Below are 26,570 nucleotides of genomic sequence, written 5' to 3' on the forward strand. Positions count from 1 at the left end.
CTGCTACCGGGTCCGACGACCTGTTCGTGACCCTGGACCATCTGCACAGCGTACCGGCCTGGGGCAGCCGTCCCGGCTACTGCCACCGCGGCGCCCGGGCGCTGTGCGCACAGTACGGGCTGGACTGGACGGCCATCGTCCGCGACGGCGGTATCCCGGCCAGCGCGCTGCTGGCCACCGGCGACGCCCTGGCCCTGCACCTAGTCGAGCATGCCCGGCAGGAGGTGACCCATGGGAATGGGTAAGAGCGTCGTCATCGGCTACAAGTACTACCTCGGCCTGCACATGGGCCTGGGCCGCGGCCCGGTCGACGAGCTGGTGGAGATCCAGGTTGGCGGCAAGACCGCCTGGAGCGGCAGCGTCACCGCCAGCGGGCGGATCACGATCGACAAGCCCAGGCTGTTCGGCGGCGACAAGAAGGAGGGCGGTATCAAGGGCACGCTCGACGTGCTGATGGGCGAGCCGACCCAGACCACGCCGGCGCTGCTGGCCGGCATGCTGGGCGGCGACGTGCCGGGCTTTCGCGGCATGGTCACGCTGTTCTACGACGGCCTGGTCTCGGCGATGAATCCCTACCTGAAGACCTGGAAGGTGCGCGTCAGGCGCAGTACCGCCGGCTGGGACGGCGGGGCCTGGTATCCGGAGAAGGCCAAGGTCGAGCTGGCAAGCGGCGCCATCCACGCCATGAACCCGGCGCACATCCTCTATGAGTGCCTGACCAACCGCGAATGGGGCGGCGGCATGGACCGCTCGCGACTCGACGACGCCTCCTTCCGCGCCGCGGCCGACCAGCTGTATGCCGAGGGCTTCGGCCTGTGCCTGCGCTGGACCCGGCAGGACTCGGTGAAGGAGTTCGCCCAGACGGTGCTCGATCACATCGGCGGCAACCTGTATCTGTCGCGCTTCGACGGCACCTTCCACCTGACCCTGGTGCGCGACGATTACGACGCCGCTGCGCTGCCGCTGTTCGACGAGGACTCCGGCCTGCTCGGCATCGACGAGGACGACAACGCCGCCAGCGCCGGTGCCGCCAACGAAGTGATCGTCAAATGGCGCGACCCGCTCAAGGATGAGGACCGCCAGTGGCGCGAACGCAACCTGGCGGCCGTGCAGTCGGACGGGCAGGTGCTCTCCACCAGCATGGATTTTCCGGGTCTGCCGACCGCCGAGCTGGCCGGCCGGGTGGCAGTGCGCGAGCTACGGCAGCGCGCCGGCAGCCTCAAGCGCTTCAAGGTGCGCCTGGATCGCAAGGGGTACACGATAGAGCCCGGCCAGCCGTTCCGCATCAGGAGCCTCAAGCGTGGCATCGAGGACCTGGTGGTGCGCGCCGGGCGCATCGAGGACGGCACCCTGGACAGCGCCACGATCACCATCACCGCCGTGCAGGACGTGTTCGGCCTGCCGTCCAGCAGCATGGCCAGCGTGCAGCCCTCCGGTTGGGAGCCGCCGGACCGCACGCCGACCGCCATCGCCGTGCGCCGCCTGGCCGAGCGAACCTGGCGCGACCTGGCCCGCACCACCGATCCGGCCAACCTGCAGCTGCTCGACGCCACGGCCTGCTACCTGAGCGCCCTGGCGGTCAAGCCAACCAGCTTGTCGCTCGGCTATTCGATGGAAACCCGGGTCGGCTCGGCCGCGTGGACGGAGCAGGACGACGGCGGCAGCTTCTGCCCGAGCGGACTGCTGGTGAGCGCCCTGGGGCCGACCGATACCGCCTTCACCCTGACCGGCGGGGCCGACCTGGACTTCGTCGAGGTGGGCGGCGCCGCGCTGCTCGGCGACGAGATCGTGCGGGTGGACGCCTTCGATCCGGCGACCCTGAGCGGCACCCTGGCCCGCGGCTGCGTCGATAGCGTGCCGGCCAGCCATGCCGCCGGCACTCGCCTGTGGTTCCTGGACGACGACGTGGCCGCCGACCCGACCGAGTACGCGCCGAGCGTCACCGTACAGGCCCGCCTGCTGACCCAGACCAGCGAGGGCCAGCTCGACCCGGCGCTGGCGTCGACCGACAGCCTGACCACCTCCCAGCGGCAGGACCGGCCCTATCCGCCGGGGCTGTTCCGCATCGACGGCGCGGCCTACCCGGCCAGCGTCACCGGCGACGTGGTGCTGACCTGGGCGCACCGCGACCGCTTGCTGCAGGCCGACCAGCTGATCGACACCACCCAGGGCAGCATCGGCCCGGAAAGCGGCACCACCTACAGCGCCCGACTGTTGCGCGCCGATACCAGCGCGGTGCTGGTCAGCCAGACCGGCATCGTCGGCACGACGGTGACCCTGAGCACAACCTATGTCGGCGACGTGATCGCCGAGCTGTGGAGCGTGCGCGACGGGCTGGATAGCCACCAGCGATGGCGGCACACCTTCTCCCACGCGATCTGATACCCAGCCCGCCGCGTGCGGGCTTTTCGTTTCTGGAGATCCACCATGACGCTATCCGAGATCCGCGCCGCGGCTATCGCCCCGGCGCTTGCGCTGCTGCCTGCGCGCATGAGCAGCCCCCAGGCCGAGGCCATGCTGCTGGCCATCGGCCTGCAGGAGTCCTGCCTGGTCCATCGCCGGCAGCACAACGGCCCGGCCCGAGGTTTGTGGCAGTTCGAGCAGGGCGGCGGGGTGCGTGGCGTGCTGCTGCACCCGCTGAGCAGGCCGCATGCCCTGACGGCCTGCGAGGCCCGCAGCGTCAAGCCGTCGGCTGCCGCCGTGTATGCCACGCTCGAGCACGACGACATCCTCGCCGCGGCCTTCGCCCGTCTGCTGCTGTGGAGCGATCCTGCGCCGCTGCCGGCGGTGGGAGAGGTGGCCAAAAGCTGGGACCTGTATGTCAGAACGTGGCGGCCCGGCAAACCACACAGGAACCGCTGGGACGGTTGCTATGCGCGGGCCATGGATGCGCTGGCGGGGGAGGTGACGGCATGACGCTGCTCGCCACCGCAACGGCGTTGCTGCCGACCCTCTCCGGCCTGCTTGATCACGTGATTCCAGATCCAGAGCAGAAGGCCAAGGCTCAATTTGAACTGCTCAGGCTTCAGCAGGAGGGCGCGTTCAAGGAGCTGGACGCGGCCCTGCAGGTCAATTTGGCCCAAGCCCGTATCAACGAGGTCGAGGCGGCGAGCCAGTCGGGCTTCCAGGCACTTGGACGGCCGCTATGCTTGCTGGCCTGTGCTGTTGGGCTCTGGTACCAGTTCCTGGTTCGTCCTCTGCTTCCGTGGCTTTTGACCGTCTGCGGTGTGCATGGGGTTCCGGACTTGCCGTCCCTTGATGATTCTCTGCTGGAGCTGACGTTCGCGATGCTAGGCCTTGGCATGCTTCGGACGGCGGATCGGTGGAAGAGGGTGAATGCTTTGTCAAAGTAGGGAAGTGATGTGCCCAAGACGGACGAGGAGGGAGGCGGCGGCCCAGTATTCCAGCACCCGGCCGCCACCGTGCCTGATGCTTTGATATGTAGGCGAGCCGATGCTACCTGCAGTGCCATGCTGTGTGTGGCGTAGCAGCAACGTGACACACAGTTTCCGACTGCGTGACATGGAGTTTAATTTTTTTCACAGCGTAGCGGTTGCGGGCGGCGTAAGCTGTTGATTTAATTGATACAGAGCGCCATGCTTAGGGTTTAGGTTCCAGCGCCGCAAGGCGTAAGAGTTCGAGTCTCTTCATCCGCACCATTTCTTATCTCTCTGCTCTCTCTCGTATGTCGCCTGCGCTCTGTAGGGTGACTTCTGTAATCCGACCCACTAGAATGCATGCCCTTGATTTGGGGCCATCAATGGCCGGCTAACGTCTGTGCAACGAGGAATATCCATGCAAGTTTCTGTTGAAAGCACCTCCGTTCTTGAGCGTCGCCTGACGATCGGCGTGCCGGCCGACCGCATCGAGACCGAAGTCAACAAGCGTCTGCAGCAGACGGCACGTCGTGCCAAGATCCCCGGCTTCCGTCCCGGCAAGGTGCCGATGAACGTGATTCGCCAGCGTTATGAGGAGTCGGCTCGTCAGGAGGCTTTGGGGGATCTGATTCAGGCCAGCTTCTATGAGGCGGTGCTCGAGCAGAAGCTGAAGCCGGCCGGTGCTCCTTCGGTTGAGCCGAAGGTTTTCGAAAAAGGCAAGGATTTGGAGTATATCGCCACTTTCGAGATTTATCCCGAGTTCGAGGTTGTCGGTCTGGAGGGGATCGCCGTCGAGCGTTTGCAGGCGGAAGTGGCCGAATCTGATGTCGATAACATGCTGGAAATTCTGCGTAAGCAGAATACTCGCTACCAGCAGGTCGAGCGTGAGGCAAAGAGTGGCGATCAGCTGAATATCGATTTTGTCGGCAAGATCGACGGTGAAGCCTTTGCTGGTGGTTCCGCTAAGGGAACGTCGCTAGTGCTGGGCTCCGGGCGAATGATAGAAGGCTTCGAGGCGGGGCTGGTTGGCGCGAAAGCCGGTGAAGAGCGCATTTTGTCTCTCACCTTCCCCGAGGACTATCAGAATCTGGATCTGGCGGGCAAGGCTGCTGAATTCGCAGTAACCGTCAATACGGTGTCTGAAGCGGAATTGCCTGAGCTGAACGCGGAATTTTTTGCCTTGTTCGGCATTGCCGAGCCCAATCTAGAAGGCTTCCGTGCGGAGGTTGGCAAGAACATGGAGCGTGAGTTGCGCCAGGCGATCAAGTCCAAGGTCAAAACTCAGGTGATGGATGGTCTGCTGGCAGCCAATCCCATTGAAGTGCCCAAGGCATTGATTGAAAACGAAGTAAATCGCCTGCGTGTTCAGGCGGTGCAGCAGTTCGGTGGCAATATTAAGCCGGAGCAGCTACCGGCGGATCTGTTTCAGGATCAGGCCAAGCGTCGTGTCGCGTTGGGGTTGATTGTTGCTGAGCTGGTCAAGCAGTTTGAAATCAAGCCGGATGAGGCCAAGGTGCGCGCTCTGATCGAAGAGATCGCTTCCGCTTATCAAGAGCCGGAGCAGGTTGTTGCTTGGTACTATGGCAATGAGCAGCAACTCAGTGAGGTTCGCTCGGTTGTGCTGGAGGAGCAAGTTGTAGATACTGTCCTTCAGAAGGCCAATGTAACCGATAAATCGGTCTCTTACGAAGAAGCTGTCAAGCCGGCGGAAGTTCCGCAAGCTGCCTGATTCTTCCCTCGTGTGAGTACTCCATAAGCCAGCCTTCGTGCTGGCTTATTTGTATCTTAAGACCTGACCATTAGGGAGCGATCAGGACATGACCAATCATCTTATGCAAATGCCTGAAATCCAGGCCGCTGGCGGCTTGGTGCCGATGGTGATCGAGCAGTCCGCTCGCGGTGAGCGTGCGTACGATATCTATTCGCGCCTCTTGAAAGAGCGAGTGATATTCATGGTTGGCCAAGTGGAAGATTACATGGCGAACTTGATTGTTGCTCAGTTGTTGTTCCTTGAGGCGGAGAACCCCGACAAAGATATCCACCTCTACATCAACTCGCCTGGCGGCTCTGTGACAGCGGGTATGTCAATTTATGACACCATGCAGTTCATCAAGCCCGACGTTTCCACCATCTGTATTGGTCAAGCCTGTAGCATGGGGCATTGTTGCTGGCCGGTGGGGCCGCTGGTAAGCGGTACTGCCTGCCGCATTCGCGCATGATGATCCATCAACCGCTGGGGGGATTCCAGGGGCAGGCCTCGGACATCGAAATTCATGCCCGGGAGATTCTTACCATTCGGGAACGTTTGAATAAGATCTTGGCGCACCATACCGGGCAGCCTATCGATGTGATTGCTCGGGACACGGATCGTGACAATTTCATGAGTGGCGAGGAGGCAGTCAAGTATCGGCTCATTGATCAGGTCCTCGTGCACCGTCAACTGGTGGGGTAAGTTCCTTTCATAGGGGGCGGCTTGAAATTGGAGCTGCCCTCGGGCTTGAAAATGCCCGCATTTGCCTTCATCTTGTGTTGCAAGCCTACCGGATTGGATTGATCGAATGACTGACACCCGTAATGGCGAGGACAATGGCAAACTGCTTTATTGCTCCTTCTGCGGCAAGAGCCAGCATGAGGTGCGTAAGCTGATTGCAGGACCCTCGGTCTTTATCTGTGACGAGTGCGTCGACCTGTGCAATGACATTATCCGAGAGGAAGTGCAAGAAGCTCAGGCCGAAAGTAGTGCGCACAAGCTACCCGCCCCCAAGGAAATCAGTACCATTCTTGACCAATATGTCATTGGCCAAGAGCGTGCCAAGAAGGTCTTGGCGGTGGCGGTATACAATCATTACAAGCGTCTGAATCAGCGTGACAAAAAGGATGATGTCGAGCTAGGTAAGAGCAACATCTTGCTGATTGGCCCAACTGGGTCTGGTAAAACTCTGCTGGCCGAGACTTTGGCGCGTTTGTTGAATGTTCCTTTTACAATTGCTGATGCGACCACCCTGACTGAAGCGGGTTACGTTGGCGAGGATGTCGAGAACATCATTCAGAAACTGCTGCAAAAGTGCGATTATGATGTCGAAAAAGCCCAAATGGGGATCGTCTATATCGATGAAATCGACAAAATTTCGCGCAAGTCTGACAATCCATCAATCACTCGAGACGTCTCTGGGGAAGGGGTGCAGCAGGCCCTGCTCAAGCTAATCGAGGGAACTGTGGCCTCCGTTCCACCGCAAGGCGGGCGTAAACATCCGCAGCAAGAGTTTCTGCAGGTCGATACGCGCAATATCCTCTTTATTTGTGGTGGTGCCTTTTCCGGCTTGGAGAAGGTGATCCAGAATAGATCGACAAAAGGCGGAATTGGCTTTAATGCCGAGGTCCGCAGTCCTGATGCCGGCAAGAAGATTGGCGAGGCTCTTCGGGATGTGGAGCCGGACGATCTGGTCAAGTTCGGGTTGATTCCAGAGTTTGTAGGACGTCTGCCAGTCATTGCTACGCTTGATGAATTGGACGAAGCAGCCTTGGTGCAAATCCTCACAGAGCCGAGGAATGCATTGACCAAGCAGTATGGCAAGTTGTTCGAGATGGAAGGGGTAGAGCTTGAGTTTCGCCCTGATGCACTGCGAGCTGTGGCTTTGCGGGCTCTTGAGCGAAAGACGGGGGCTCGTGGATTGCGTTCCATTCTCGAAGGTATCCTACTGGACACTATGTACGAGATTCCTTCGCAACTGGGTGTCAGCAAGGTGGTTATCGATGAGAGCGTCATTGTTGGGGCTTCCAAGCCTCTGCTGATCTATGAAAATGTGGAGCCGCCTGCCAAGGCTGCACCCGATGCTTGATTCAGAAAGGGGCCTGCGGGCCCTTTGCATTTCCGCTGTAGTGCTTGTTTTTTCTCAAGGCTGCCCTCATCTTAGAAATCAGGGTGCACCCGTCACTCTCTGACCCTGAGCCCACGTAGAGCCTAAATCATGAATATGATCGAATTACCTCTTCTGCCGCTGCGTGATGTCGTCGTATATCCGCACATGGTAATCCCGCTGTTCGTGGGGCGTGAAAAATCTATCGAAGCCCTTGAGTCTGCAATGAGTGGGGATAAACAAATCCTCCTGCTGGCCCAAAAGAATCCGGCAGATGATGATCCGGGCGAAGACTCTCTCTATCGGGTTGGCACTGTTGCGACAGTCCTGCAATTGCTGAAGCTCCCCGATGGTACGGTTAAGGTCCTTGTCGAGGGTGAGCAGCGTGGGATCATTGAGCGTTTCATTGACGCTGATGGGCATAGTCGGGCAGAGCTGTCTCTGATTGAGGAGGTGCCGGTCGCTGAGCGGGAAGGCGAGGTCTTCACTCGTAGTCTGCTCAGCCAGTTCGAGCAATATGTCCAGCTGGGCAAGAAAGTTCCAGCTGAAGTTATGTCATCGTTGAACAGCATCGATGAGCCGGGACGCCTGGTCGACACTATGGCCGCGCATATGGCACTCAAGCTGGAGCAAAAGCAGGAGATTTTGGAGATTGCCGATCTGTCGGCGCGCGTCGAACATGTTTTGGCGCTCCTGGATGCCGAGATTGATCTATTGCAGGTTGAAAAGCGGATCCGTGGTCGTGTGAAGAAGCAGATGGAGCGCAGTCAGCGTGAGTACTATCTGAATGAGCAAATGAAGGCCATTCAGAAGGAGCTCGGTGATATCGATGAAGGGCACAGTGAAGTAGACGATCTAAAGCAGCGTATTGAAGCTGCCGGATTGACGAAAGAGGCCTTGGCCAAGGCTCATGCTGAACTGAACAAGCTCAAGCAGATGTCTCCCATGTCTGCTGAGGCTACGGTGGTGCGCTCTTATATTGATTGGTTGGTCAATGTGCCTTGGAAGGCCGAGAGTAAAGTTCGGCTGGATCTGCCCAAGGCTGAAGCTATTCTCGATACGGATCACTACGGCTTGGAGGAGGTCAAGGAACGTATCCTCGAATATCTTGCCGTGCAAAAGCGGGTGAAGAAGCTCAAGGGACCTGTACTCTGCTTGGTTGGGCCGCCGGGAGTGGGCAAGACCTCTCTGGCTGAGTCCATAGCGCGGGCCACCAATCGCAAGTTTGTACGTATGGCGCTTGGTGGTGTGCGTGACGAAGCCGAAATCCGAGGGCATCGTCGCACTTACATCGGTTCGATGCCGGGACGGCTAATTCAAAAGATGACCAAGGTTGGGGTTCGCAATCCTTTGTTCTTGCTCGATGAAATTGACAAGATGGGTAGCGATATGCGGGGCGATCCAGCTTCTGCGCTGCTTGAGGTGCTTGATCCGGAGCAAAACCATAATTTCAACGATCATTACCTAGAGGTTGATTATGACCTGTCGGATGTGATGTTCGTTTGTACTGCCAACTCCATGAATATTCCGGCTCCTTTGTTGGATCGTATGGAGGTGATTCGCCTTCCTGGTTATACCGAGGAAGAAAAGGTTAATATCGTAGTTAAGTATTTGTCGCCTAAGCAGATTCAAGCCAACGGCCTTAAAAAGGGAGAGTTGGAGTTCGAGGAGTCGGCTATCCGTGACATGATCCGTTATTACACCCGCGAGGCGGGAGTTCGCAGCCTTGAGCGACAGATTGCTAAAGTTTGTCGCAAAGTAGTCAAGGAAAATGCTAAGGAAAAGCGTTTCAAAATCATAGTTACAGCCGACTCGTTAGAGCATTTCCTAGGTGTTCGCAAATACCGCTATGGCTTGGCGGAGCAGCAGGACCAGATTGGTCAGGTCACTGGTCTGGCTTGGACTCAGGTCGGTGGTGAATTATTGACCATTGAGGCTGCGGTTGTGCCTGGCAAAGGACAATTAATCAAAACTGGTTCGCTTGGCGATGTCATGGTGGAGTCCATTACCGCGGCCTTGACTGTGGTGCGTAGTCGAGCGAAAAGTCTTGGTATTCCTCAAGATTTTCATGAGAAGCGGGACATTCATATCCATATGCCTGAGGGCGCGACCCCCAAGGACGGTCCTAGTGCAGGTGTGGGAATGTGCACTGCCTTGGTTTCTGCGCTAACACAAATTCCCGTGAGAGCCGATGTGGCGATGACTGGCGAAATAACGTTGCGTGGTCAAGTGTTGGCTATTGGCGGCTTAAAGGAAAAACTTTTGGCGGCTCATCGGGGAGGGATCAAGATTGTTATCATTCCCGAAGAGAATGTCCGCGATTTAAAAGATATTCCTGAAAATATCAAACAGGATCTGCAGATAAAGCCAGTCAAATGGATTGACGAGGTCTTGCAGATTGCGCTGCAATATGCTCCAGAGCCGCTGCCTGACACAGCTCCTGAGATGGTTGCAAAGGATGAGAAGCGCGAGACTGATCCCAAGGAGAGAATCAGTACGCATTAGGCATGGGGGCTTTCCTTGACATCTTTTTCGAGCGCTTGATATAAAGCGACTCTTTTCGTGTCGGCAAACCATCCAGCACCCGCTTTGCCTGCACCAAGATCAAGAAATAACCCAAATAGAAATAAGGGGACTTAGAGTGAACAAGTCGGAATTGATTGATGCAATCGCTGCATCTGCTGACATCCCGAAAGCTGTTGCTGGCCGAGCGCTGGATGCAGTGATTGAATCTGTCACTGGCGCCCTGAAGGCTGGTGATTCTGTGGTGCTGGTTGGTTTTGGTACTTTTGCTGTAAAAGAGCGTGCTGCTCGCACTGGCCGTAACCCGCAAACAGGCAAGCCGATTAATATTGAAGCTGCTAAGATCCCTGGCTTTAAGGCTGGTAAGGCTTTGAAAGACGCAGTCAATTAAGCGTCTGCGAGCTTAAAGCTCGTCCAGGCCAAGAGGCTACTTGGTCTGGTTGTGGAGTGGATGGGTATGGTTAGTAGGCTATTGGCCTACCGTGTCGAAGATCATTAATTCGATCTCCCATCTTCTCCTCCAGTTGCGAAAGGCGCATCTAACGAGATGCGCCTTTTTTCTATTCGGACTCTACCAGTCTCAAATGGCTATCTCATGGCCGTTTCTGGAGGGATGTATGCTGCAGAACATCAGGGACAATTCACAGGGGTGGATTGCCAAAACCATTATCGGTGTCATCATTATGCTGCTGGCCTTAACGGGCTTTGATGCCATTCTTAGCAGCACTAGCAATAGCCAAAATGCAGCCGAAGTTAATGGCGAGGAAATCAGCCTAACTGAACTGAACCGAGCGATGGAGATGCAGCGTCGCCAATTGCTTCAGCAACTCGGTAAGGATTTTGATACTTCGCAGTTGAGCGAAGGGTTGCTGCGTAATGCAGCACTCAGTGGCTTGATAGAGCGTAGGCTATTGCTCCAAGGCACAAATGCGGCAGGTTTTGCCTTTTCTCAAGATGCCTTGAATCAGTTGATTTTGCAGACACCGGAGTTTCAGGTAGATAGCAAATTTAATGCTGATAGATTCGATCAAGTTATTGCGCAGATGGGATATAACCGCTCTCAGTTTCGGCAGATGCTAGAGCAAGAGATGTTGATCGGTCAGTTGCGTGCTGGCTTAGCGGGTAGTGGCTTTGTGACGGATCGTGAGGTTGAAGCATTCGCTCGTCTGGAACAGCAGACACGTGATTTCGCTACTATGACATTATCCCCAGATTGGACAAATGCAACGGTCAATGAAGAGGCAGTAAAAACCTACTACAAAGAGCATGCCGATCGTTATATGACTCCTGAACAGGTTGTAGTGGAATATATTGAGCTGAAGCGGAGCGCCTTCTTCGATCAGGTAGAAGTAAAAGAGGCTGACCTGCAGGAGCTTTATCAGCGAGAAATTTCCAGCCTCGCCGAACAGCGTCAAGCTGCTCATATTCTTATTGAAGTGAATGACAAAGTAAGCGATGAGGAGGCAAAGGCTAAACTGCAGGACCTCAAGGCTCGTATCGATAAGGGCGAGGACTTTGCTGCTTTGGCCAAAGATTTCTCCCAAGATCCAGGCTCAGCAGATAAGGGCGGTGACCTAGGCTATGCAGGGCCTGGTGTTTACGATCCGGAATTTGAGCAAGCACTCTATGCCTTGAAAAAAGGGGAGGTGAGCTCTCCAGTTCGTAGCGAGTTTGGCTGGCATCTGGTGAAACTGCTAGACGTGAAGGGGCCTGAGATTCCTAGCTTCGACAGCCTGAAAGAGAAGCTGGTACATGACTTCAAGTCCAATCAGGTCGAGCAAGCTTTTGTCGAGGCATCCCGTAGACTCGAAAGTGCGGCTTTCGAAGCATCCGATCTTGCCCAGCCCGCTCAGGAACTAGGCCTTCAGGTAAGAACCAGCTCGCCTTTTGGTCGCGAAGGGGGGGAGGGGATGGCTGCGAATCGACAAGTCATTCAGGCTGCATTTAGTTCTGAAGTGCTTGAACAAGGCAGCAATAGCGGCATTATTGAACTGGATCCCGACACGGTTATTGTTCTGCGTGTGAAAGACCACAGAAAGCCTGAGCAAATTCCATTGGAGCAAGTAGCCGCCAATATCCGCGAGCAATTAATAAAGCAGAGTGCAGCTGAGGATGCAAAAGTCAAGGGAGAGACTCTACTCAGCGAACTTCGCCAAGGGCACACTCCAGTCGAGCAAGCCCAACAGGGTGAGGGATGGCAAGTCGTAGAGGCTGCTGCTCGTAATCAAGAGGGAGTGGCGCCGGCTATTCTGCAGACGGTGTTTCGTATGCCCAAGCCTACCGCCACAGATAAGCCGACCTTTGCTGGGGTGAGCCTGCCCAATGGTAACTATGTATTGATTCGTCTAACAGGCGTCAGCGAGCCAGAGGACGCTTTGCCAGAAGAGAAAAAAGATATATATCGGCGCTTTCTAGCTTCGCGTAGCGGTCAGCAGGAATTTGCATCTTATCGCCGCCAGCTACAGTCGGTAGCTAACATTGAACGCTTCTGAGATTATTCAGCAGGCAATTGGAATAATTCAGTCATGGCTAGATATTGTTGATATATCGGCATGGCTATAGAGGGCAGCCAAAAAGGCCAGCATTCCCTTGGAATGACTGGCCTTCTTCTTATAATGTGTGGTGACTCGCCAGTATTACTTCAGCTATTCCGAATAGGCACTTGATCACGTGCTGCTCTTTGTAGTGAGCCGTTGTGATGATCTGGCTGTCAGCGCTGACGTAAAAGTATTCCCTTGGCGCCGAAGTAATTTTGACCACTCAGGGAAAATGGACGGCTTTTGAGCCGTCAGTATGGCGCCTTAGCTGTCTGGTTGTGAGACGTCATTGGCATAGAACAGTATGTCATCGACTTTATTCATGAGCTGACTGTCGCTCGAAAGGGGCGATGTGGAACTGGCGAGCTCGGGCATTGCGCTAAGCCGCTGTTGGACTTTTCCGATGGGGCAGCCCATCCAGAACCCGCTGCCTTCGCCGGTTGTAGGCGTGATTGAAGGCTATGAGCAGAGTTTCGAGATCCGCATGGCTGGCGACTGTGATTCCGAGGACCTCGCTGGCAATCCGTCCGTTGAAGCGCTCGACCATGCCGTTGGTTTGCGGAGAATAAGAGCCGCTATCAAAACCTCGCTAATTGTCTGATGCAAATTACGCAACACCCCAGACATAACAAGGCCAGATGAATATCCAGCCGCCGTTCGAAGCGCGTTCGTAGCTTGCCCATGGCCGCCAGCCAGGCGTGGGTCCGCTCGACGACCCAGCGGTGCCGACCGAGCCGTTCCTTGCTCTCGATACCTTTGCGTGCAATGCGGGACTGGATGCCCCGTTGGCGCAGGTGCTCGCGACAGCGTCGGCAGTCGTAAGCCTTATCAGCATGCAGCTTGGTCGGCCAGCGTAGCGGCCGGCCGCGCTTGCCCCGGATGGCAGGCAGGGCATCGACCAGTGACTCGAACACGATGGAGTCATGGCGGTTGGCTCCGGTGACACACAGCGCCAGCGGAGTACCGCTCCTGTCAGGGATCAGGTGGCGTTTGCTGCCGAGTTTGCCTCGATCTGTCGGGTTAGGGCCTGTTTCCGAACCCCCCGGGGGCTGGCGACGCAGGCACCATCAATACTGGCTCGGCTCAGGTCGAGCTTGTCCGCCTGTCGCAGCTCGTTCAGCAGCCATTGATGCAACTGCTGCCAGACGCCAGCCTCCTGCCAGTCCCGCAACCTGCGCCAGCAGGTCATGCCACTGCCACAGCCCATCTCCTGGGGCAGGTCTTCCCAGGGAATGCCCGTGCTCAGTACGAACACGATGCCGTTGAGAGCGCGCCGATCATCTAACCGTGGCCGCCCGCCCTTGGGAGATCGTTTCACTGCAGGCAGCAGTGGCTGGATGCGCGACCAGAGCTCTTCGCTGATTTGAATTCGATGCTTCATGCCCGGATTGTCTCACTCCGGGCCGGAGCTAAGGATGGTTTTGTTAGCCGCTCTAAGTCTTGTCTACCGCGGAGCTGACAGAGTTCTTTCGGAAGACATGCGATGAAAACAGGCCGCCCAGCCGTTCGGATCGAACTGACCGAACAAGAGCATGCCGAACTCACCCGCCGCCGAGCCAGGCACAAGGGGCCTGCCGATATGCAGCTGCGCGCCGAGATCATTCTGTCCTGCGCTCGAGGCGAGTCCGGCTCTTCCATTGCTCGACGGCTTGGCATTACGGCGCAAACCGTTTCGAGGTGGCGCCTTCGCTTCGCCCGTTTGGGCCTGCAAGGCCTCAATGACGAGCCGCGCTCAGGCCGCCCACGCAGCATCAGTGATGAAAAGGTCCAGGAAGTGGTCGACCGGGTGCGGCAGACCCGGCCCGACGATGCCAGTCATTGGAGCTCGCGCCGGATGAGCAAGGCCACCCATATTTCACCGGCGAGCGTACAGCGTATCTGGCGAGCCTTCGGGCTCTACCTGAAGCCGCCGGATAAAGCGCTGGTACTGTGTGTCGATGAGAAAAGCCAGATCCAGGCGCTCAATCGAACACAGCCGGGGCTGCCGCTGGAGCCTGGGTATCCGGCGACCCGTACCCATGATTATCAGCGCCATGGCACGACGTCCTTGTTTGCCGCCCTGGATGTGGCCACCGGCGAGGTGATCGGACGTCTCAAGCGCCGTCACCGCAGCGCAGAATTCCTGGAGTTTCTCAGGGCCATCGAGGAATCGGTCGAGAGCGACAAGGCCATCCACCTGATCATGGATAACTATGCCGTGCACAAGACCGACAAGGTGCGTGCCTGGCTTGTCGCGCACCCGCGTTATCACGTGCATTTCACCCCGACGTCTGCGTCATGGCTGAATCGGGTGGAGCGCTTTTTCTCGATGCTCACCCAGAAGTGGATAAAGTGCCAGGCCCATACCAGCGTGAAGGATCTCGAGCAGTCCATCGAGTATTACCTGGCGACCTACAACCAGAATCCAAGGCCTTTCCGCTGGAGTAAGGGAGCAGGTGAAATCCTGGCCTCTGTCGGCAGGGCTGCTCGAGCCTTGCAAAGAAATAATAATGAAGCGAACTTGTGATTCACCACACTAGGATACGTCTACATATTAACATAATAAATCTATCGTTTCAAATATAGATATTTATCCTTTTACATAACGCCCTGGAGCTGCTTCTAAGATTTGAAATTCATTATTGCCACTTTTTTTGATAGCAGAGCGCTGTTCTCCGGCATGTTGAATAAGCCAGGCAAACCAATCATTCCACCAGCTGCCGGGTTTCTTCTCGGCAGATTTCATCCATACATCCGGATCAGTTGGGGTATTTTCGCTGGTCCAATAATGGCGTTTGTTTTGTGCTGGTGGGTTGATGACTCCGGCAATATGGCCGGAGGCGCCGAGAACGAAACGAACTTCTCCCGAAAGCAGGTTGCCGGTACTGTAGGCACTGCGCCAAGGAACGATGTGATCGTCTTGAGTGCCAAGCAGGTAGGTAGGGGCCTTTATATTGCTCAACTCCATTTTAACCCCGCAACACTCTAGTTTGCCGGACTTAAGATCATTCTGCAGATAGGTATGGCGTAGATACCAGCAGTACATTGGTCCGGGAAGATTCGTACTGTCATTGTTCCAGAACAGCATATCCAAAGTTCTTGGTTTCTGTCCCTTTAGGTACTTGTCGACGGTGTAATTCCACCATAGCTCGTTTGGGCGTAGTAGAGAGAAGGTATTACCCATGTCTTGCCCCCGGAATAGGCCGACTGGACCACCTTTTCCGCCAATGGTACGCTCCCGCTGAGTGACGAGATGTTCATCAATAAAAACATCGATGACTCCCGTGTCGGAATAATCAAGGAAAGTGGCTAGCAGGCTCAAGCTGCTGATGCAATCTTTTTCTCCTTGGGCTTCAAGCACTGCAAGGGCGGTACTCAATAAAGTTCCGCCAATACAGAAGCCAACGCAGTTGAGTTGCTGCCCACCGCTGATGGCCTGAGTGACCTTGATTGCTTTTATTACCGCGTCTTGAATGAAGTCATCCCAGGTTTTATCAGCGCAGCTTGCATCAAAATTGCGCCATGAAATCAAGAATACTTGATGACCTTGTTCGATGGCATAGCGAACCAAGGAATTCTCTGGGCGTAGGTCAAGAATGTAATATTTATTAATTGAAGGAGGTACAATAAGCAGTGGGCGCTGGTATTGCTTTTCAGTGAGCGGTCTGTATTGTATGAGCTGAAATAAATCATTCTCGAAGATAACATCGCCTGGTGTCGTTGCAACGTCACGACCAACTTGGAACTCACCGCTATCACATTGGCGCAGCTTACCCTCTTTCAAGTCGCTTGCTAAATGCAGCATGCCGTTCAAAAGGCTGACGCCATTGCTTTTTATCAAGGCTTCCTGGGCATCCGGATTACAGGCAAAAAAGTTACTTGGTGCGCTGGCGGCAATGGCCTGTTCTACTAGGTAATTAAGGCGCTGACGAGGCTTCTCGTCATCTATCTTGAGCTCCTCGAGAAGCTCTATCATATAGCGAGAGTTGAGCAGATAATATGAGGCTAGTGAGCCAAAAAGAGGGGAGCTCCAGTTGTCACTGGCAAAGCGCTTGTCCGTAAAGCTGAATGGTTTTCTCGATAGGAGCTGAAGACCCAATTGATACCATTCGCGTTGATAGTCGGCCTGCATTTGGCGCAGGCGTTCTGCCGGAATTTCAAACCAGTTCGTATTGTCTGTATCAGCAAACCAAGGGGAGGTATTCACCCAGAGGCGGAGTTGCTGTAAAGCAAATTTAGCCACGAAGGGTGTTTGAGCTGACCAGAAACTTGCAAAGGAGGTGGCTTGATCCATGACATTTATCCTGGAATGCGTGCAAACTTATGAACTGGCCAGGGGCTAGTTCCTTGCCAATGGAGGGCTGGCACTTTGAATGGGACATGGATTTTCTCAACCAAGTCGCTCATTGCTATAGTCATTTATCTTTCAGAAGGATTCATCAATTCAGAATGCCGATTGGTAGCGCACGAACACGAGTGACTTCGTGAGAAATCACTCGTGTCTATCACTGCCCGAGTAGCTTTCAGACTTTCGGAGTTTAACGCTCCACTGCGAGGGCTACACCTTGCCCGCCACCGATACAAAGAGTTGCCACGCCTTTCTTAAGGTCACGTCTAATCATCTCATGCACTAGAGTGACCAAAATGCGGCAGCCCGAGGCCCCGATAGGATGACCGATGGCAATTGCGCCGCCATTTACATTAACCTTGCTGGCATCCCACCCTAATTCCTTGCCAACACTCAAAGATTGAGCTGCGAAGGCCTCATTGGCCTCGATCAAATCCAGCTCATTCAGATTCCAACCAGCCTTTTCCAAGCAGCGGCGAGTTGCTGAGACCGGCCCAATACCCATAATGGCTGGATCGACACCTGCATTGGCATAAGCCTTGATTTTACCTAGGATCGGCAAACCAAGAGACTGAGCCTTCTCGGCACTCATTAGCAGCACCGCGGCAGCACCATCGTTGATACTAGAAGAATTGCCTGCCGTAACAGTGCCGTCTTTCTTGAAGGCTGGTTTGAGTTTACTCAGAGCTTCGAGCGTAGTTTCTGCTCGCGGCTGTTCGTCAGTGTCGAAAACGATCGGATCTCCCTTGCGCTGGGGAATCACGATAGGCGTGATTTGGCTCCGGAAATGGCCGGCTTCGATGGCTGCCACTGCCTTTTGCTGGGATGCGGCGGCGAAGGCATCTTGCTCTTCTCGAGAGATAGCGAATTTCTCGACAAGATTTTCTGCGGTGATACCCATATGGTAATTGTTGAAGGCATCCCACAGACCATCCTGAATCATGCTGTCGAGCAGATTGGCGTGGCCCATACGCAGTCCAGTGCGTGCCCCTGGAAGAACATAGGGTGAAAGGCTCATGTTTTCCTGGCCGCCAGCGATAATCACGTCAGCGTCACCGCAGCGGATAGCTTGAGTGGCCAAGTGCAAGGCTTTGAGTCCAGAGCCGCAAACTTTATTCAGGGTCATGGCAGGAACGGTATGAGGCAAGCCTGCCTTGATCACAGCCTGACGGGCTGGGTTCTGTCCTACGCCAGCAGTGAGCACTTGGCCCAGAATTACCTCATCGATCTGTGCTGCATCCAGTTTGGTCTGTTCAAGCAGGTTCCGGATCACAGCAGCGCCCAGCTCTGCTGCGGGAATACTGGCCAGAGCCCCTTGAAAGCTGCCTACCGCAGTTCGGGTTGCGGCGACGATTACAACCTCTTTCATGAAGAAATTACCTCATCTGAATGGGAGGCCTAGCCGGAAAGCCTAGCAGCTTTCCGACTAGTGTCATTGCATGTTCAGGCCGCCGTTGATTGAGAAGTCGGCACCGGTAGCATAGGCAGCCTCCTCGGAAGCCAGCCAGGCGACCATGCTGGCAATCTCCTGGGGATGTCCGAGACGGCCGACTGGAATGCTGGCGGCAATCTGCTCAAGAACTTCTGGGCGCATGGCGCCAGTCATTTCGGTGAGGATATAGCCAGGAGAGATCGTGTTGACCGTCACGCCTTTATTGGCCACTTCGCGGGCGAGAGCCATGGTGAAACCATGGATGCCGGCTTTAGCTGCAGAGTAGTTAGTCTGACCGAACTGACCACGTTGGCCATTGATGGACGAGATATTGATGATGCGACCCCAGCCTTTGCCAAGCATGTCCTCAATGACCTGCTTGGTGGTGTTGAACATGCCGTTGAGGTTGGTGCTGATCACTGCATTCCAATTTTCTGGAGTGAGCTTGCGGAAGCTAGCGTCGCGAGTGATACCAGCATTGTTTATCAACACGTCGATCGTGCCGATGCGTTCGCGCAATTCAGCGAAAGCACGTTGAGTGCTTTCCCAATCGGTTACGTCATGTTCACAGGCTTCGAAGCTGAAACCGCTATCGCGCTGAGCGGCAAGCCAGCCATCTTTGCGTTTAGATTGCGGGGTACATCCGACAATTACTTTGAAATTTTCCTTGTAAAGGCGTTGGCTGATTGCAGTCCCAATTCCACCCATGCCACCTGTTACAAATGCAATTCGTTGATTGCTCATAGATTTCCCTTCCTTTTTTGTCGGCGGCCCTAGCAACTTATGGCTGCAAGAAACAGCGTGTAAGCCGCTAAGGTCCTTGGTGTTGTGGCTTGCGGGGATTGATTCTCGGAGCGTTCGAGGTTTTAGGGTAGTGCCCAGCGGTGACATCGTACTGGTTATTGGTGACACTGAACCGCCCCGGGGACTTCTGGAGGCTTCTGGCGTGAGTCATGCCGCTTGAGCTGGCCCGGTAAGTTGTCGATAGCAAAGGGTCTCAGTCTCGGCGGGTGGAATGTCGCCGATGGGCTTCAGCAGTCGGCGGTGGTTGACCTAGCTCACCCAAGCCAGCGTGGCCAGTTCCATTGCCTCGCAGCTTTTTCACGACCGCCAGTAAATCACTCAGGCCTTGTACAGGCCATTGATGGTCTCGGCCAAGGCATTGTCATGGGAGTCGCCCACGCTGCCTACCGAGGGCTCGACCCCGGTTTCGGCCAAGCGTTCGGTATAGCGGATCGACCCGTATTGGGCGGATTCCAATAGTCGTTGCAACACCTCCAGATTGGAAGTGTTGGATGGGACGACCACGAGGTTGGGCAACAGAGCGGACAGGGCGATTATCGATGCGGTCGCCAGGTCGGCCGAGCGTCAATCAACGAGAAGCCCGGCAGGCGTTTTGGGACCATATTGCTGCAGGATTGTCGAGTGAGGACGCAGCACTGGCGAGTAGCGTGTCGCAGCCTGTGGGTACCCGTTGGTTTCGCGAAGCGGGGGGAGTGCCACCGGGCAGCTTGGGTCCGCATTCGGGACGTTACCTGTCGTTTACCGAGCGAGAGGAAATTGCACTGTTGAAAGCCCAGCAGTGCGGGGTTCGTGAAATTGCCCGGCAGCTGGGGCGATTGCCATCGACGGTCTCGCGCGAGCTACGCCGTAATGCCGCAACTTATGGCGGTACGTTGCTGTATCGAGCCACGGTTGCCCAGTGGAAATCCGAGAAAGCAGCCACGCGCCCCAAGGAGGCCAAACTCGCCGGCAACGAGTAGCTACGAGCCTATGTTCAGGAGCGGCTCGTCGGTACTATCCGGGCTGCCCGGGGCCAGCTGGTCCGTGGACCCGACGTGCCGTGGAAGGGACGTCGCCATGGTCGCCGGGCAGACCGGCGTGGAGCCTTGAGCAGATCAGCCGTCGGTTGCCAATCGACTTTCCGGAGGATGTCTCCATGCGGATCTCGCACGAAGCCATCTATCAGGCGCTCTACATTTAGAGCGGCTAACAAAACCATCCTTAGCTCCGGCCCGGAGTGAGACAATCCGGGCATGAAGCATCGAATTCAAATCAGCGAAGAGCTCTGGTCGCGCATCCAGCCACTGCTGCCTGCAGTGAAACGATCTCCCAAGGGCGGGCGGCCACGGTTAGATGATCGGCGCGCTCTCAACGGCATCGTGTTCGTACTGAGCACGGGCATTCCCTGGGAAGACCTGCCCCAGGAGATGGGCTGTGGCAGTGGCATGACCTGCTGGCGCAGGTTGCGGGACTGGCAGGAGGCTGGCGTCTGGCAGCAGTTGCATCAATGGCTGCTGAACGAGCTGCGACAGGCGGACAAGCTCGACCTGAGCCGAGCCAGTATTGATGGTGCCTGCGTCGCCAGCCCCCGGGGGTTCGGAAACAGGCCCCAACCCGACAGATCGAGGCAAACTCGGCAGCAAACGCCACCTGATCCCTGACAGGAGCGGTACTCCGCTGGCGCTGTGTGTCACCGGAGCCAACCGCCATGACTCCATCGTGTTCGAGTCACTGGTCGATGCCCTGCCTGCCATCCGGGGCAAGCGCGGCCGGCCGCTACGCTGGCCGACCAAGCTGCATGCTGATAAGGCTTACGACTGCCGACGCTGTCGCGAGCACCTGCGCCAACGGGGCATCCAGTCCCGCATTGCGCGCAAAGGTATCGAGAGCAAGGAACGGCTCGGTCGGCACCGGTGGGTCGTCGAGCGGACCCACGCCTGGCTGGCGGCCATGGGCAAGCTACGAACGCGCTTCGAACGGCGGCTGGATATTCATCTGGCCTTGTTATGTCTGGGGTGTTGCGTAATTTGCATCAGACAATTAGCGAGGTTTTGATAGCGGCTCTTAAGCACTCATCCAGGCCTCGAAGGCTTCCGGACTGATGTATCCCAGTGTGCTATGACGACGTTGGCGGTTGTAGTCGGCTTCGATGTATTCGAACACGGTTTGACGCATCTGGGCATGCGTACCGAAGCGTTCCCCAGGGATGCACTCGACCTTCAGACTGTGAAAGAAGCTTTCGGCACAGGCGTTGTCGTAGCCATTGCCCTTCGCGCTCATGCTGCCACGCAGCCGATGGGCACGAAGCAGTTCCCGATAGGCCGCCGAACAGGACTGGCTGCCTCGATCCGTATGCACGATCACGCCTTGAGGCTGCTTGCGCCGCCACAGGGCCATGCGCAGGGCATCGCAGACCAGCTCGGCCGTCATGCGCTCGCCCATGGCCCAGCCGATCACCCTGCGCGAGTACAGGTCGATGATCACCGCCAGATACAACCAGCCTTCTTCCGTGTGCAGGTACGTCATGTCGCCTACCCACTTCCGGTTTGGCGCCGCTGCCGTGAAGTCCTGCCGGAGCAGGTTGTCCGCCACCGGTAGTGAGTGCCTGGAATTCGTGGTGGCCTTGAACTTCCTGGCAGCCCTGGCCCGCAGTCCCTGGCGCCGCATCGAAGCAGCCACGGTCTTGCGATTGCAGGGCAGGCCCGACGCCTTCAGGTCGAGGCATAACCGCGGAGCCCCGCTGCGCCCCTTCCGCTTGTGGTAGGCCTGAGCTACCAGGCGGTCCAGTTGAATCTGTTGCTGGCGGTGCTTCGAGAGCTTGCGCGAACACCAGGCGTAGTAGCCGCTGCGGGCAATGCCCAGCACACGGCACATGACCTTCAGTGGAAACTGCCGAGTATGGGCTTGCATGAAGGCGTACTTCACTTGAGGCTCCCGGCAAAGTACGCGGCGGCTTTTTTTACGATGGCCAACTCCGCGGACTGTTCGGCCAACAGCCGTTTGAGGCGGGCGTTTTCGTCGGCCAACAACTGCTCGCGCTCGCTGCTGGTCTGGGCCTGCTGTTTCCTGCTCCGCCAGCCATAGAGCTGGGAGGGGTGCAGCCCAAGCTGTTCGGCCGCTTTGCTGACGCCAATCCGTTCGGCCAAGGCCAGCGCTTCGTCCTTGTAGGCTTGGGAGTGGCGGATACGGGTTGGTTTCATCGGGCTTGCTTGCCTTGCCATGGATCACCTCGTTGCAGTGTATCGCTTAACGGGGTGCCCACTGAGGCTGGGCAAGTTCAGTTGTAGTTCAGTTGTTCATGGCCTGGAACCGCATGTACCCGGCCAGCGCCTGGGAGCGTGAGAGGGATCGGCGGATTGCGCAGATCATGGGCCACCACAACCCGTTCGTGACGGGCGAGCGCACCTGGACGCTGGGGCACAAGCCGAGCCGGGGAGGTCTGGCCGGGCAGGGCAGGGCACGGCCACGCCCGCCCGCCGGCCGGCCGGTAGAGCCGCCAGTGCAGGTTGCCGAGCAGGGCAACGGCGCCCCGGTGATCGGCAACAGCGCCAGCAAGGTCTACCACCTGCCGGTCGGCTGCCCGAGCTACGAGCAAGTGCAGGAGAAAAATCGTGTTTCGTTCGACTCGGCGGCGGATGCCGAGGCTGCCGGGTTCCGCAAGGCAGGGAACTGTCGATAGATCCTGGAGTGCGGGCCGATCCGGGCCTGCATGATATTGATGTGAGGGGAGGCTTATCCCCTGGGTAACGCCGGCGGAACAAGCAGCCGACGCGCGTCCTTGAGCAGCAACAGCAATTGCTGTTCACGAGCAGGAGACGCTTCAAAGCCAAAGCGCAGGTAGAAGCGTGAGGCTTCCTCGTCGATCGGATGCGTCAGCAGCGCTCGAACGCCGGCCTGATCGGCGATGGTGAGGGTACGCCGGATCGCGTCCTGCAGCATGCCTACGCCAATGCCGCGCCCTTGATCCTGTCGGGGCACGGCCATCCGCGCCAGGATGACAACGGGTATGGGGTAGCCCCCCATGCCCCGGCGGACACGATCAGGAGCTTCCAGGGTATCGATCTGCCCTACGGTGAGGCTGTAGTAACCCGTGACGCGCACGCCGTCAGCGACCACGTAGGTCTTGGCCGAGCCGCTGGCCTGCGCCTGTCGGGCATGGCGCATCAGCCAATCATCCAGGCTCGGCTTGCCGCAATCGAACCCCTCCAGTGAGTGGTTGGCATCCAGTGCCTGGGGCGAGGTCAGCGGCATCACTTGTCCCAAGGTGCCGATCGCGAGAACAAATCCTTCAGGCCAGGATTGTCCTGGGCGGGCCGGTCCAGCATATCCAGCAAAGCTTGGGACTGGCTCCCGGATAACAGAAACAGGCGTTGATCGAGCAAGGTCTGCTCGGCGGCTTGACAGGCACTGTCGAGGATGAAATCGGTCATCGATTTGTTGGCCACCTCGGCCGCGCGGCGCAGCACCGCTTCCTGCTGCGGCGTGGCGCGCAACCCCAGGCGAGCGGAACGGATGGTACTTGCCATGGTTGCGAATCTCCTAGTCGACTTTGTACGTCACGTTATCACAAATGTCGTACATAACCAGAGTCTGGTGGGGAATACTTCGTCTACAGGAAGACCAGCGGCGCGTCCGGTTTCGGTGCCGGCGAAGGCGATGAGTTTGAGGATTCTGGCCTGCGAGCGGATCGCCGGCTCCTATTTGTTTGTGGCTGAAGGGCATGTGTCTGGCCTCGGGCATGTGCTGCAAGGGTGGTTGCCGGCCATGCTACCTGCCAGCCGGAAAATCCCAAGGCTCTGGCCGGGAAACGCCTTGGGGCCGTGTTGCAGGTCGATGCGGCTAGTCCTTGACGGAAAGCGCCAGCAGCCCGGTCTCCTGCGGCGCAGCGTCTTGCCAATCGCCCTCGGTCCCTCCACGCCACCACGGCTCTACCGCCGCGATCCGGGCCGGCTCGACCGGTTCGCCAAGGCGCGGCATCACCAGCTCTTCCGAGGCTTGTGCCAGCAGCTGTACCTATCGCGACTTGTGTCGCACTTGAGTAGGTATTTGCGAACAGGACGGAACACCGCCTGATCTTTCGTTTGTCCTTGAGCACCGCTTTTCCCACATGATCTTCTATGCCTGAGGCGCGCTTTCGAACTTCGGCCAAAGAAAGATGAGCGCTTTTTCTTCAGGAGAGTGCCAATGAGCCGACTTGTCTGTGCGGACTTCGACGAGTTCGAAGAAGCGCTGTATGGCGTGCAGGGACGTTATGTATTGCGTTCACGGCAGCAGCGCGACTGGCGGCTGCGGGTCGTAGAACTGAACGGGGTTGCCCTGATGTTCGGCCGGGAGGGTGCCGGGACCGTCTACAGCGGCGTCGGTCTTCCCGGCTTCTTCAATATCTTTCTGCCGCTGAATCGACACGAATGCACCGTGGTGGACGGGCATCGCTTCGATCGCCGCCTGCTGGCCTGGATGGTTCCCGATGCGATGTTCCACATCGATGCCAGCCAACCGGCGACCTGGATGACGGTGGCCATGTCATGCGAACTGGTGCTGCGCTGGGCGAATATGCACGAGGACGAGTTCGATCCCTCAATACTGTCGCGCAACCTGGTCAATGTCGCCCAGAGGGATATCGCGCCACTCATCTGGCTCGCACGCCGCCTGTTTCGCATCGATCAGCAGGCGCCGGAGGACTTGCACAACCCTGCCGCCGAGCACGCCGCCCGGACGGAGTTGATGGACCGGGTGTTCCGCACGCTGCTCCCGCTTGCAACGCCAGGCCGGACACCGCGCGCTCGCCTGGATCACCAGCAGATTCTGCGCAAGGCTCTGGAGTTGCTGGCGTCGATCAAGGAGGCCCCGGTCCATATGGAAGACTTGTGTGTCGCGACCGGCGCATCGGAACGTACGCTGCGCAATGTCTTCAACCGTTGTCTCGGGATGAGTCCGCATCGCTACCTGATGATGCACAGGCTGCACGCGATACGTGGCGCAATCCTTCAGGCGAGGCCCGGGGACACGATCACCGACATCTGTGCGCAATACGGGGTATGGGATTTCGGCCGCTTCGCCGGCCATTACAGAACCTACTTCGGAGAACTCCCCTCGCAATCGCTGCATGGCCGGCTGCAGACGGCTGGCGCCCTTTCCCTCCATTCCATTATCCGTTGACACTGCGAAGAAGCGTCGCACTGGGGTACTCGCCGAAGAGGGCATAGTACTCCGAGGCCATGCGACCACAATCCGAATAGCCAAAGCGCATGGCTATCGCCATCACAGTGTCGTGCCGGTGGTCGGCAACGGCGAGCGCGGCTCGTAGCAGGTGCAAGCGACGCAGCCTCAAGTAGCGGCTAGGTCCCATGCCAAAAGCCTCACTGAAAGCCGAACGCAATGTCCGCTCGCTGACGCCTGTCGCCTTGCACAGGTCAGCCAGTCGTAAGGGTTTGCCTTCCCTGTCTGGAAGCAGCTCGAGCACCTTGCCAATGATCGCTTCCCGCGAGGTGCGGCGTCTGCCCATGCGGGATGGGGCAAGCCTGGTTCGAGGTAACGGAACCCTAGCCTTGGTCATGTCCTTGATCGGGAGTGTTGGTATAGGCCTCAGGCTGCGCCAAGCGCCGCCTGGCGCACTACGTAAAACAGGCAAAGAGAAGAGATGATCGACCAGAGGCATACGGGACGTTTGAACCGCCCGGTGCCCAGCCCGGACCATGACGTTCGCTTGCCGATTTTACGTAGCCGCTGGGCAGCAGTCTTCGCAAGAATCCCCCACAACTCGCTATCCGCTGCATCGTCAATCGGCGCTCTGGAGGGTAAATGAAACAGCCGTTCCCACTCCCGCGCCTCAACCACGCAATGGAGAGAGAAAGATCATGAGTACCATCACCACTCGCGACGGCACGCAGATCTATTACAAGGACTGGGGATCGGGTCCTGTGGTCGTCCTCAGTCATGGCTGGCCACTGAACGCCGATAGCTGGGAGTCCCAGATGTTTTTCCTGGCCTCCAACGGCTATCGCGTGATCGCCCACGACCGGCGCGGGCACGGACGCTCGAGTCAACCCTGGAACGGCAACGAGATGGACACCTACGCCGACGACTTGGCGCAACTCCTCGACACCCTGGACGTCGAGGATGCCTCGCTGTTCGGCTTTTCCACCGGCGGCGGCGAAGTGGCCCGCTACATCGGTCGCCATGGAGCCCGACGTGTCGCCAGGGCGGGGCTGATTTCCGCCGTGCCGCCGCTGATGGTGAGGACCGAGGCCAATCCCGGCGGGCTGCCCATTGCGGTATTCGACGAGATGCGTGCCGCCTCTCTTGCCGACCGTTCGCAGCTCTACAAGGATGTCGCCAGTGGCCCCTTCTTCGGCTACAACCGGCCGGGCGCCAAGCCTTCCCAAGGCGTGATCGATGCGTTCTGGCTGCAGGGCATGATGGCCGGGCACAAGAATGCCTACGACTGCATCAGGGCATTTTCGGAAACCGATTTCACCGAAGATCTAAAGAAGTTCGACATCCCGACTCTGATTTTGCATGGCGACGACGATCAGATCGTGCCGGTGGATGTGGCCGCCCGGGCCGCAGCGAAACTGGTCAGTCATGCCAAACTGGTGATCTACCCGGGTGCGCCGCACGGCATCACCGAGACGCACAAGGAAAAGCTCAACGCCGACATGCTGGCGTTCCTGCAGGGTTGAATATCCCTGCCCTCCATTCGTGCCGATAGCCTTGTCCATCGGCCCCTCAGCA

20 protein-coding genes and 6 pseudogenes are annotated in these 26,570 nt (G+C 57.4%); 16 read left to right on the plus strand and 10 right to left on the minus strand.

Features of this window, described 5'->3' with window-relative positions; translation table 11 throughout:
• Window positions 1–20: 20 nt before the first annotated feature.
• The 10 genes and pseudogenes from Atro_RS01185 to Atro_RS01230 all read left to right on the plus strand — a co-directional run bounded on the left by Atro_RS01185 (window position 21) and on the right by Atro_RS01230 (window position 12,249).
• Window positions 21–245: a hypothetical protein gene (locus tag Atro_RS01185; protein ID WP_497927733.1), complete on the plus strand. Its 225-nt coding sequence runs from the start codon at window positions 21–23 to the stop codon at window positions 243–245.
• Window positions 232–2,382: a hypothetical protein gene (locus tag Atro_RS01190; RefSeq protein ID WP_497926085.1), complete on the plus strand. Its 2,151-nt coding sequence runs from the start codon at window positions 232–234 to the stop codon at window positions 2,380–2,382. The genes Atro_RS01185 and Atro_RS01190 overlap by 14 nt, the downstream gene beginning before the upstream one ends.
• Window positions 2,383–2,427: 45 nt before the next feature.
• A complete protein-coding gene (locus Atro_RS01195) occupies window positions 2,428–2,916 on the plus strand; it encodes a hypothetical protein (RefSeq protein WP_497926086.1) in 489 nt (162 codons plus the stop codon).
• Window positions 2,913–3,353: a 3TM-type holin gene (locus Atro_RS01200; RefSeq protein WP_497926087.1), complete on the plus strand. Its 441-nt coding sequence runs from the start codon at window positions 2,913–2,915 to the stop codon at window positions 3,351–3,353. The genes Atro_RS01195 and Atro_RS01200 overlap by 4 nt, the downstream gene beginning before the upstream one ends.
• A gap of 442 nt (window positions 3,354–3,795) precedes the next feature.
• Window positions 3,796–5,106, plus strand: coding sequence for a trigger factor (gene tig, locus Atro_RS01205; protein WP_497926088.1), 1,311 nt, complete (start codon window positions 3,796–3,798; stop codon window positions 5,104–5,106).
• A gap of 88 nt (window positions 5,107–5,194) precedes the next feature.
• Window positions 5,195–5,829: pseudogene (gene clpP, locus Atro_RS01210) on the plus strand (ATP-dependent Clp endopeptidase proteolytic subunit ClpP).
• A gap of 106 nt (window positions 5,830–5,935) precedes the next feature.
• Window positions 5,936–7,216 (plus strand): ATP-dependent Clp protease ATP-binding subunit ClpX, encoded by a 1,281-nt coding sequence (clpX, locus tag Atro_RS01215; RefSeq protein ID WP_497926089.1) that lies wholly within the window; start codon window positions 5,936–5,938, stop codon window positions 7,214–7,216.
• Between the two features lie 129 nt (window positions 7,217–7,345).
• On the plus strand, window positions 7,346–9,739 hold the full coding sequence (gene lon, locus Atro_RS01220) for an endopeptidase La (protein WP_497926090.1): 2,394 nt from the start codon (window positions 7,346–7,348) through the stop codon (window positions 9,737–9,739).
• A gap of 136 nt (window positions 9,740–9,875) precedes the next feature.
• Window positions 9,876–10,148 (plus strand): nucleoid-associated protein HU-beta, encoded by a 273-nt coding sequence (gene hupB / locus Atro_RS01225; protein WP_012700946.1) that lies wholly within the window; start codon window positions 9,876–9,878, stop codon window positions 10,146–10,148.
• Between the two features lie 226 nt (window positions 10,149–10,374).
• Complete coding sequence (locus Atro_RS01230; RefSeq protein ID WP_497926091.1) at window positions 10,375–12,249, plus strand: SurA N-terminal domain-containing protein; 1,875 nt, start codon at window positions 10,375–10,377, stop codon at window positions 12,247–12,249.
• Between the two features lie 309 nt (window positions 12,250–12,558).
• On the opposite strand, the pseudogene Atro_RS01235 reads toward Atro_RS01230, so the two are convergent.
• Window positions 12,559–12,862 (minus strand): annotated as a pseudogene (locus tag Atro_RS01235) (integrase core domain-containing protein); the annotation flags it as partial.
• Window positions 12,863–12,872: 10 nt separating this feature from the next.
• Window positions 12,873–13,675, minus strand: a pseudogene (locus Atro_RS01240) (IS5 family transposase).
• 102 nt (window positions 13,676–13,777) lie between these two features.
• Between Atro_RS01240 and Atro_RS01245 the strand changes: the two are divergent.
• Window positions 13,778–14,800 (plus strand): IS630 family transposase, encoded by a 1,023-nt coding sequence (locus Atro_RS01245; protein ID WP_497926092.1) that lies wholly within the window; start codon window positions 13,778–13,780, stop codon window positions 14,798–14,800.
• Between the two features lie 63 nt (window positions 14,801–14,863).
• On the opposite strand, the gene phaC is transcribed toward Atro_RS01245, so the two are convergent.
• The 4 genes and pseudogenes from phaC to Atro_RS01265 all read right to left on the minus strand — a co-directional run.
• Window positions 14,864–16,567: a class I poly(R)-hydroxyalkanoic acid synthase gene (phaC, locus tag Atro_RS01250; RefSeq protein ID WP_497926093.1), complete on the minus strand. Its 1,704-nt coding sequence runs from the start codon at window positions 16,565–16,567 to the stop codon at window positions 14,864–14,866.
• A 244-nt stretch (window positions 16,568–16,811) separates the two neighbouring features.
• On the minus strand, window positions 16,812–17,990 hold the full coding sequence (locus Atro_RS01255; protein ID WP_497926094.1) for an acetyl-CoA C-acetyltransferase: 1,179 nt from the start codon (window positions 17,988–17,990) through the stop codon (window positions 16,812–16,814).
• 63 nt (window positions 17,991–18,053) lie between these two features.
• On the minus strand, window positions 18,054–18,797 hold the full coding sequence (gene phbB / locus Atro_RS01260; protein WP_497926095.1) for an acetoacetyl-CoA reductase: 744 nt from the start codon (window positions 18,795–18,797) through the stop codon (window positions 18,054–18,056).
• A 207-nt stretch (window positions 18,798–19,004) separates the two neighbouring features.
• Window positions 19,005–19,304 (minus strand): annotated as a pseudogene (locus Atro_RS01265) (integrase core domain-containing protein); the annotation flags it as partial.
• Between the two features lie 44 nt (window positions 19,305–19,348).
• On the opposite strand from Atro_RS01265, the pseudogene Atro_RS01270 reads away from it, so the two are divergent.
• Both Atro_RS01270 and Atro_RS01275 read left to right on the plus strand, forming a co-directional pair.
• Window positions 19,349–20,034: pseudogene (locus Atro_RS01270) on the plus strand (transposase); the annotation flags it as partial.
• Between the two features lie 55 nt (window positions 20,035–20,089).
• A protein-coding gene (locus Atro_RS01275) for an IS5 family transposase (protein ID WP_497926096.1) occupies window positions 20,090–20,891 on the plus strand; the annotation gives its coding sequence in 2 pieces (ribosomal slippage) (window positions 20,090–20,424 and window positions 20,423–20,891; 804 coding nt in all).
• 9 nt (window positions 20,892–20,900) lie between these two features.
• Here the strand turns inward: Atro_RS01275 and Atro_RS01280 are convergent.
• A protein-coding gene (locus tag Atro_RS01280; protein WP_497926097.1) for an IS3 family transposase occupies window positions 20,901–22,057 on the minus strand; the annotation gives its coding sequence in 2 pieces (ribosomal slippage) (window positions 20,901–21,799 and window positions 21,799–22,057; 1,158 coding nt in all).
• A 68-nt stretch (window positions 22,058–22,125) separates the two neighbouring features.
• Here Atro_RS01280 and Atro_RS01285 point away from each other — a divergent pair.
• Window positions 22,126–22,515: pseudogene (locus Atro_RS01285) on the plus strand (endonuclease); the annotation flags it as partial.
• A 53-nt stretch (window positions 22,516–22,568) separates the two neighbouring features.
• Here Atro_RS01285 and Atro_RS01290 read toward each other — a convergent pair.
• The gene (locus Atro_RS01290) at window positions 22,569–23,087 is read right to left on the minus strand and encodes a GNAT family N-acetyltransferase (RefSeq protein WP_497926098.1); all 519 of its coding nucleotides are present in this window, start codon (window positions 23,085–23,087) and stop codon (window positions 22,569–22,571) included.
• A complete protein-coding gene (locus Atro_RS01295; protein WP_497926099.1) occupies window positions 23,087–23,362 on the minus strand; it encodes a type II toxin-antitoxin system TacA family antitoxin in 276 nt (91 codons plus the stop codon). Before Atro_RS01295 ends, Atro_RS01290 begins: the two co-directional genes overlap by 1 nt.
• 658 nt (window positions 23,363–24,020) lie before the next feature.
• Here Atro_RS01295 and Atro_RS01300 point away from each other — a divergent pair.
• Window positions 24,021–24,995, plus strand: a complete 975-nt coding sequence (locus Atro_RS01300; protein WP_497926100.1) for a helix-turn-helix domain-containing protein — start codon at window positions 24,021–24,023, stop codon at window positions 24,993–24,995.
• On the opposite strand, the gene Atro_RS01305 is transcribed toward Atro_RS01300, so the two are convergent.
• Window positions 24,985–25,533: a helix-turn-helix domain-containing protein gene (locus Atro_RS01305; protein WP_497926101.1), complete on the minus strand. Its 549-nt coding sequence runs from the start codon at window positions 25,531–25,533 to the stop codon at window positions 24,985–24,987. The genes Atro_RS01300 and Atro_RS01305 overlap by 11 nt on opposite strands.
• Window positions 25,534–25,693: 160 nt before the next feature.
• Here Atro_RS01305 and Atro_RS01310 point away from each other — a divergent pair, with 160 nt between their 5' ends.
• Window positions 25,694–26,518: an alpha/beta fold hydrolase gene (locus Atro_RS01310; RefSeq protein WP_497926102.1), complete on the plus strand. Its 825-nt coding sequence runs from the start codon at window positions 25,694–25,696 to the stop codon at window positions 26,516–26,518.
• Window positions 26,519–26,570 lie beyond the last annotated feature (52 nt).

It is taken from the genome of Azotobacter tropicalis, from assembly GCF_059739045.1.

Bases quoted from the DNA above. Each gene is read 5' to 3' on its own strand.
- Atro_RS01300 (WP_497926100.1), top strand. From the start codon at position 24,021: ATGAGCCGACTTGTCTGTGCGGACTTCGACGAGTTCGAAGAAGCGCTG.
- phaC (WP_497926093.1), bottom strand. From the start codon at position 16,567: ATGGATCAAGCCACCTCCTTTGCAAGTTTCTGGTCAGCTCAAACACCC.
- clpX (WP_497926089.1), top strand. From the start codon at position 5,936: ATGACTGACACCCGTAATGGCGAGGACAATGGCAAACTGCTTTATTGC.
- Atro_RS01200 (WP_497926087.1), top strand. From the start codon at position 2,913: ATGACGCTGCTCGCCACCGCAACGGCGTTGCTGCCGACCCTCTCCGGC.
- Atro_RS01255 (WP_497926094.1), bottom strand. From the start codon at position 17,990: ATGAAAGAGGTTGTAATCGTCGCCGCAACCCGAACTGCGGTAGGCAGC.
- Atro_RS01290 (WP_497926098.1), bottom strand. From the start codon at position 23,087: ATGCCGCTGACCTCGCCCCAGGCACTGGATGCCAACCACTCACTGGAG.
- phbB (WP_497926095.1), bottom strand. From the start codon at position 18,797: ATGAGCAATCAACGAATTGCATTTGTAACAGGTGGCATGGGTGGAATT.
- Atro_RS01195 (WP_497926086.1), top strand. From the start codon at position 2,428: ATGACGCTATCCGAGATCCGCGCCGCGGCTATCGCCCCGGCGCTTGCG.
- Atro_RS01230 (WP_497926091.1), top strand. From the start codon at position 10,375: ATGCTGCAGAACATCAGGGACAATTCACAGGGGTGGATTGCCAAAACC.
- Atro_RS01310 (WP_497926102.1), top strand. From the start codon at position 25,694: ATGAGTACCATCACCACTCGCGACGGCACGCAGATCTATTACAAGGAC.
- Atro_RS01190 (WP_497926085.1), top strand. From the start codon at position 232: ATGGGAATGGGTAAGAGCGTCGTCATCGGCTACAAGTACTACCTCGGC.
- tig (WP_497926088.1), top strand. From the start codon at position 3,796: ATGCAAGTTTCTGTTGAAAGCACCTCCGTTCTTGAGCGTCGCCTGACG.
- Atro_RS01245 (WP_497926092.1), top strand. From the start codon at position 13,778: ATGAAAACAGGCCGCCCAGCCGTTCGGATCGAACTGACCGAACAAGAG.
- Atro_RS01295 (WP_497926099.1), bottom strand. From the start codon at position 23,362: ATGGCAAGTACCATCCGTTCCGCTCGCCTGGGGTTGCGCGCCACGCCG.
- Atro_RS01305 (WP_497926101.1), bottom strand. From the start codon at position 25,533: ATGGTCCGGGCTGGGCACCGGGCGGTTCAAACGTCCCGTATGCCTCTG.
- lon (WP_497926090.1), top strand. From the start codon at position 7,346: ATGAATATGATCGAATTACCTCTTCTGCCGCTGCGTGATGTCGTCGTA.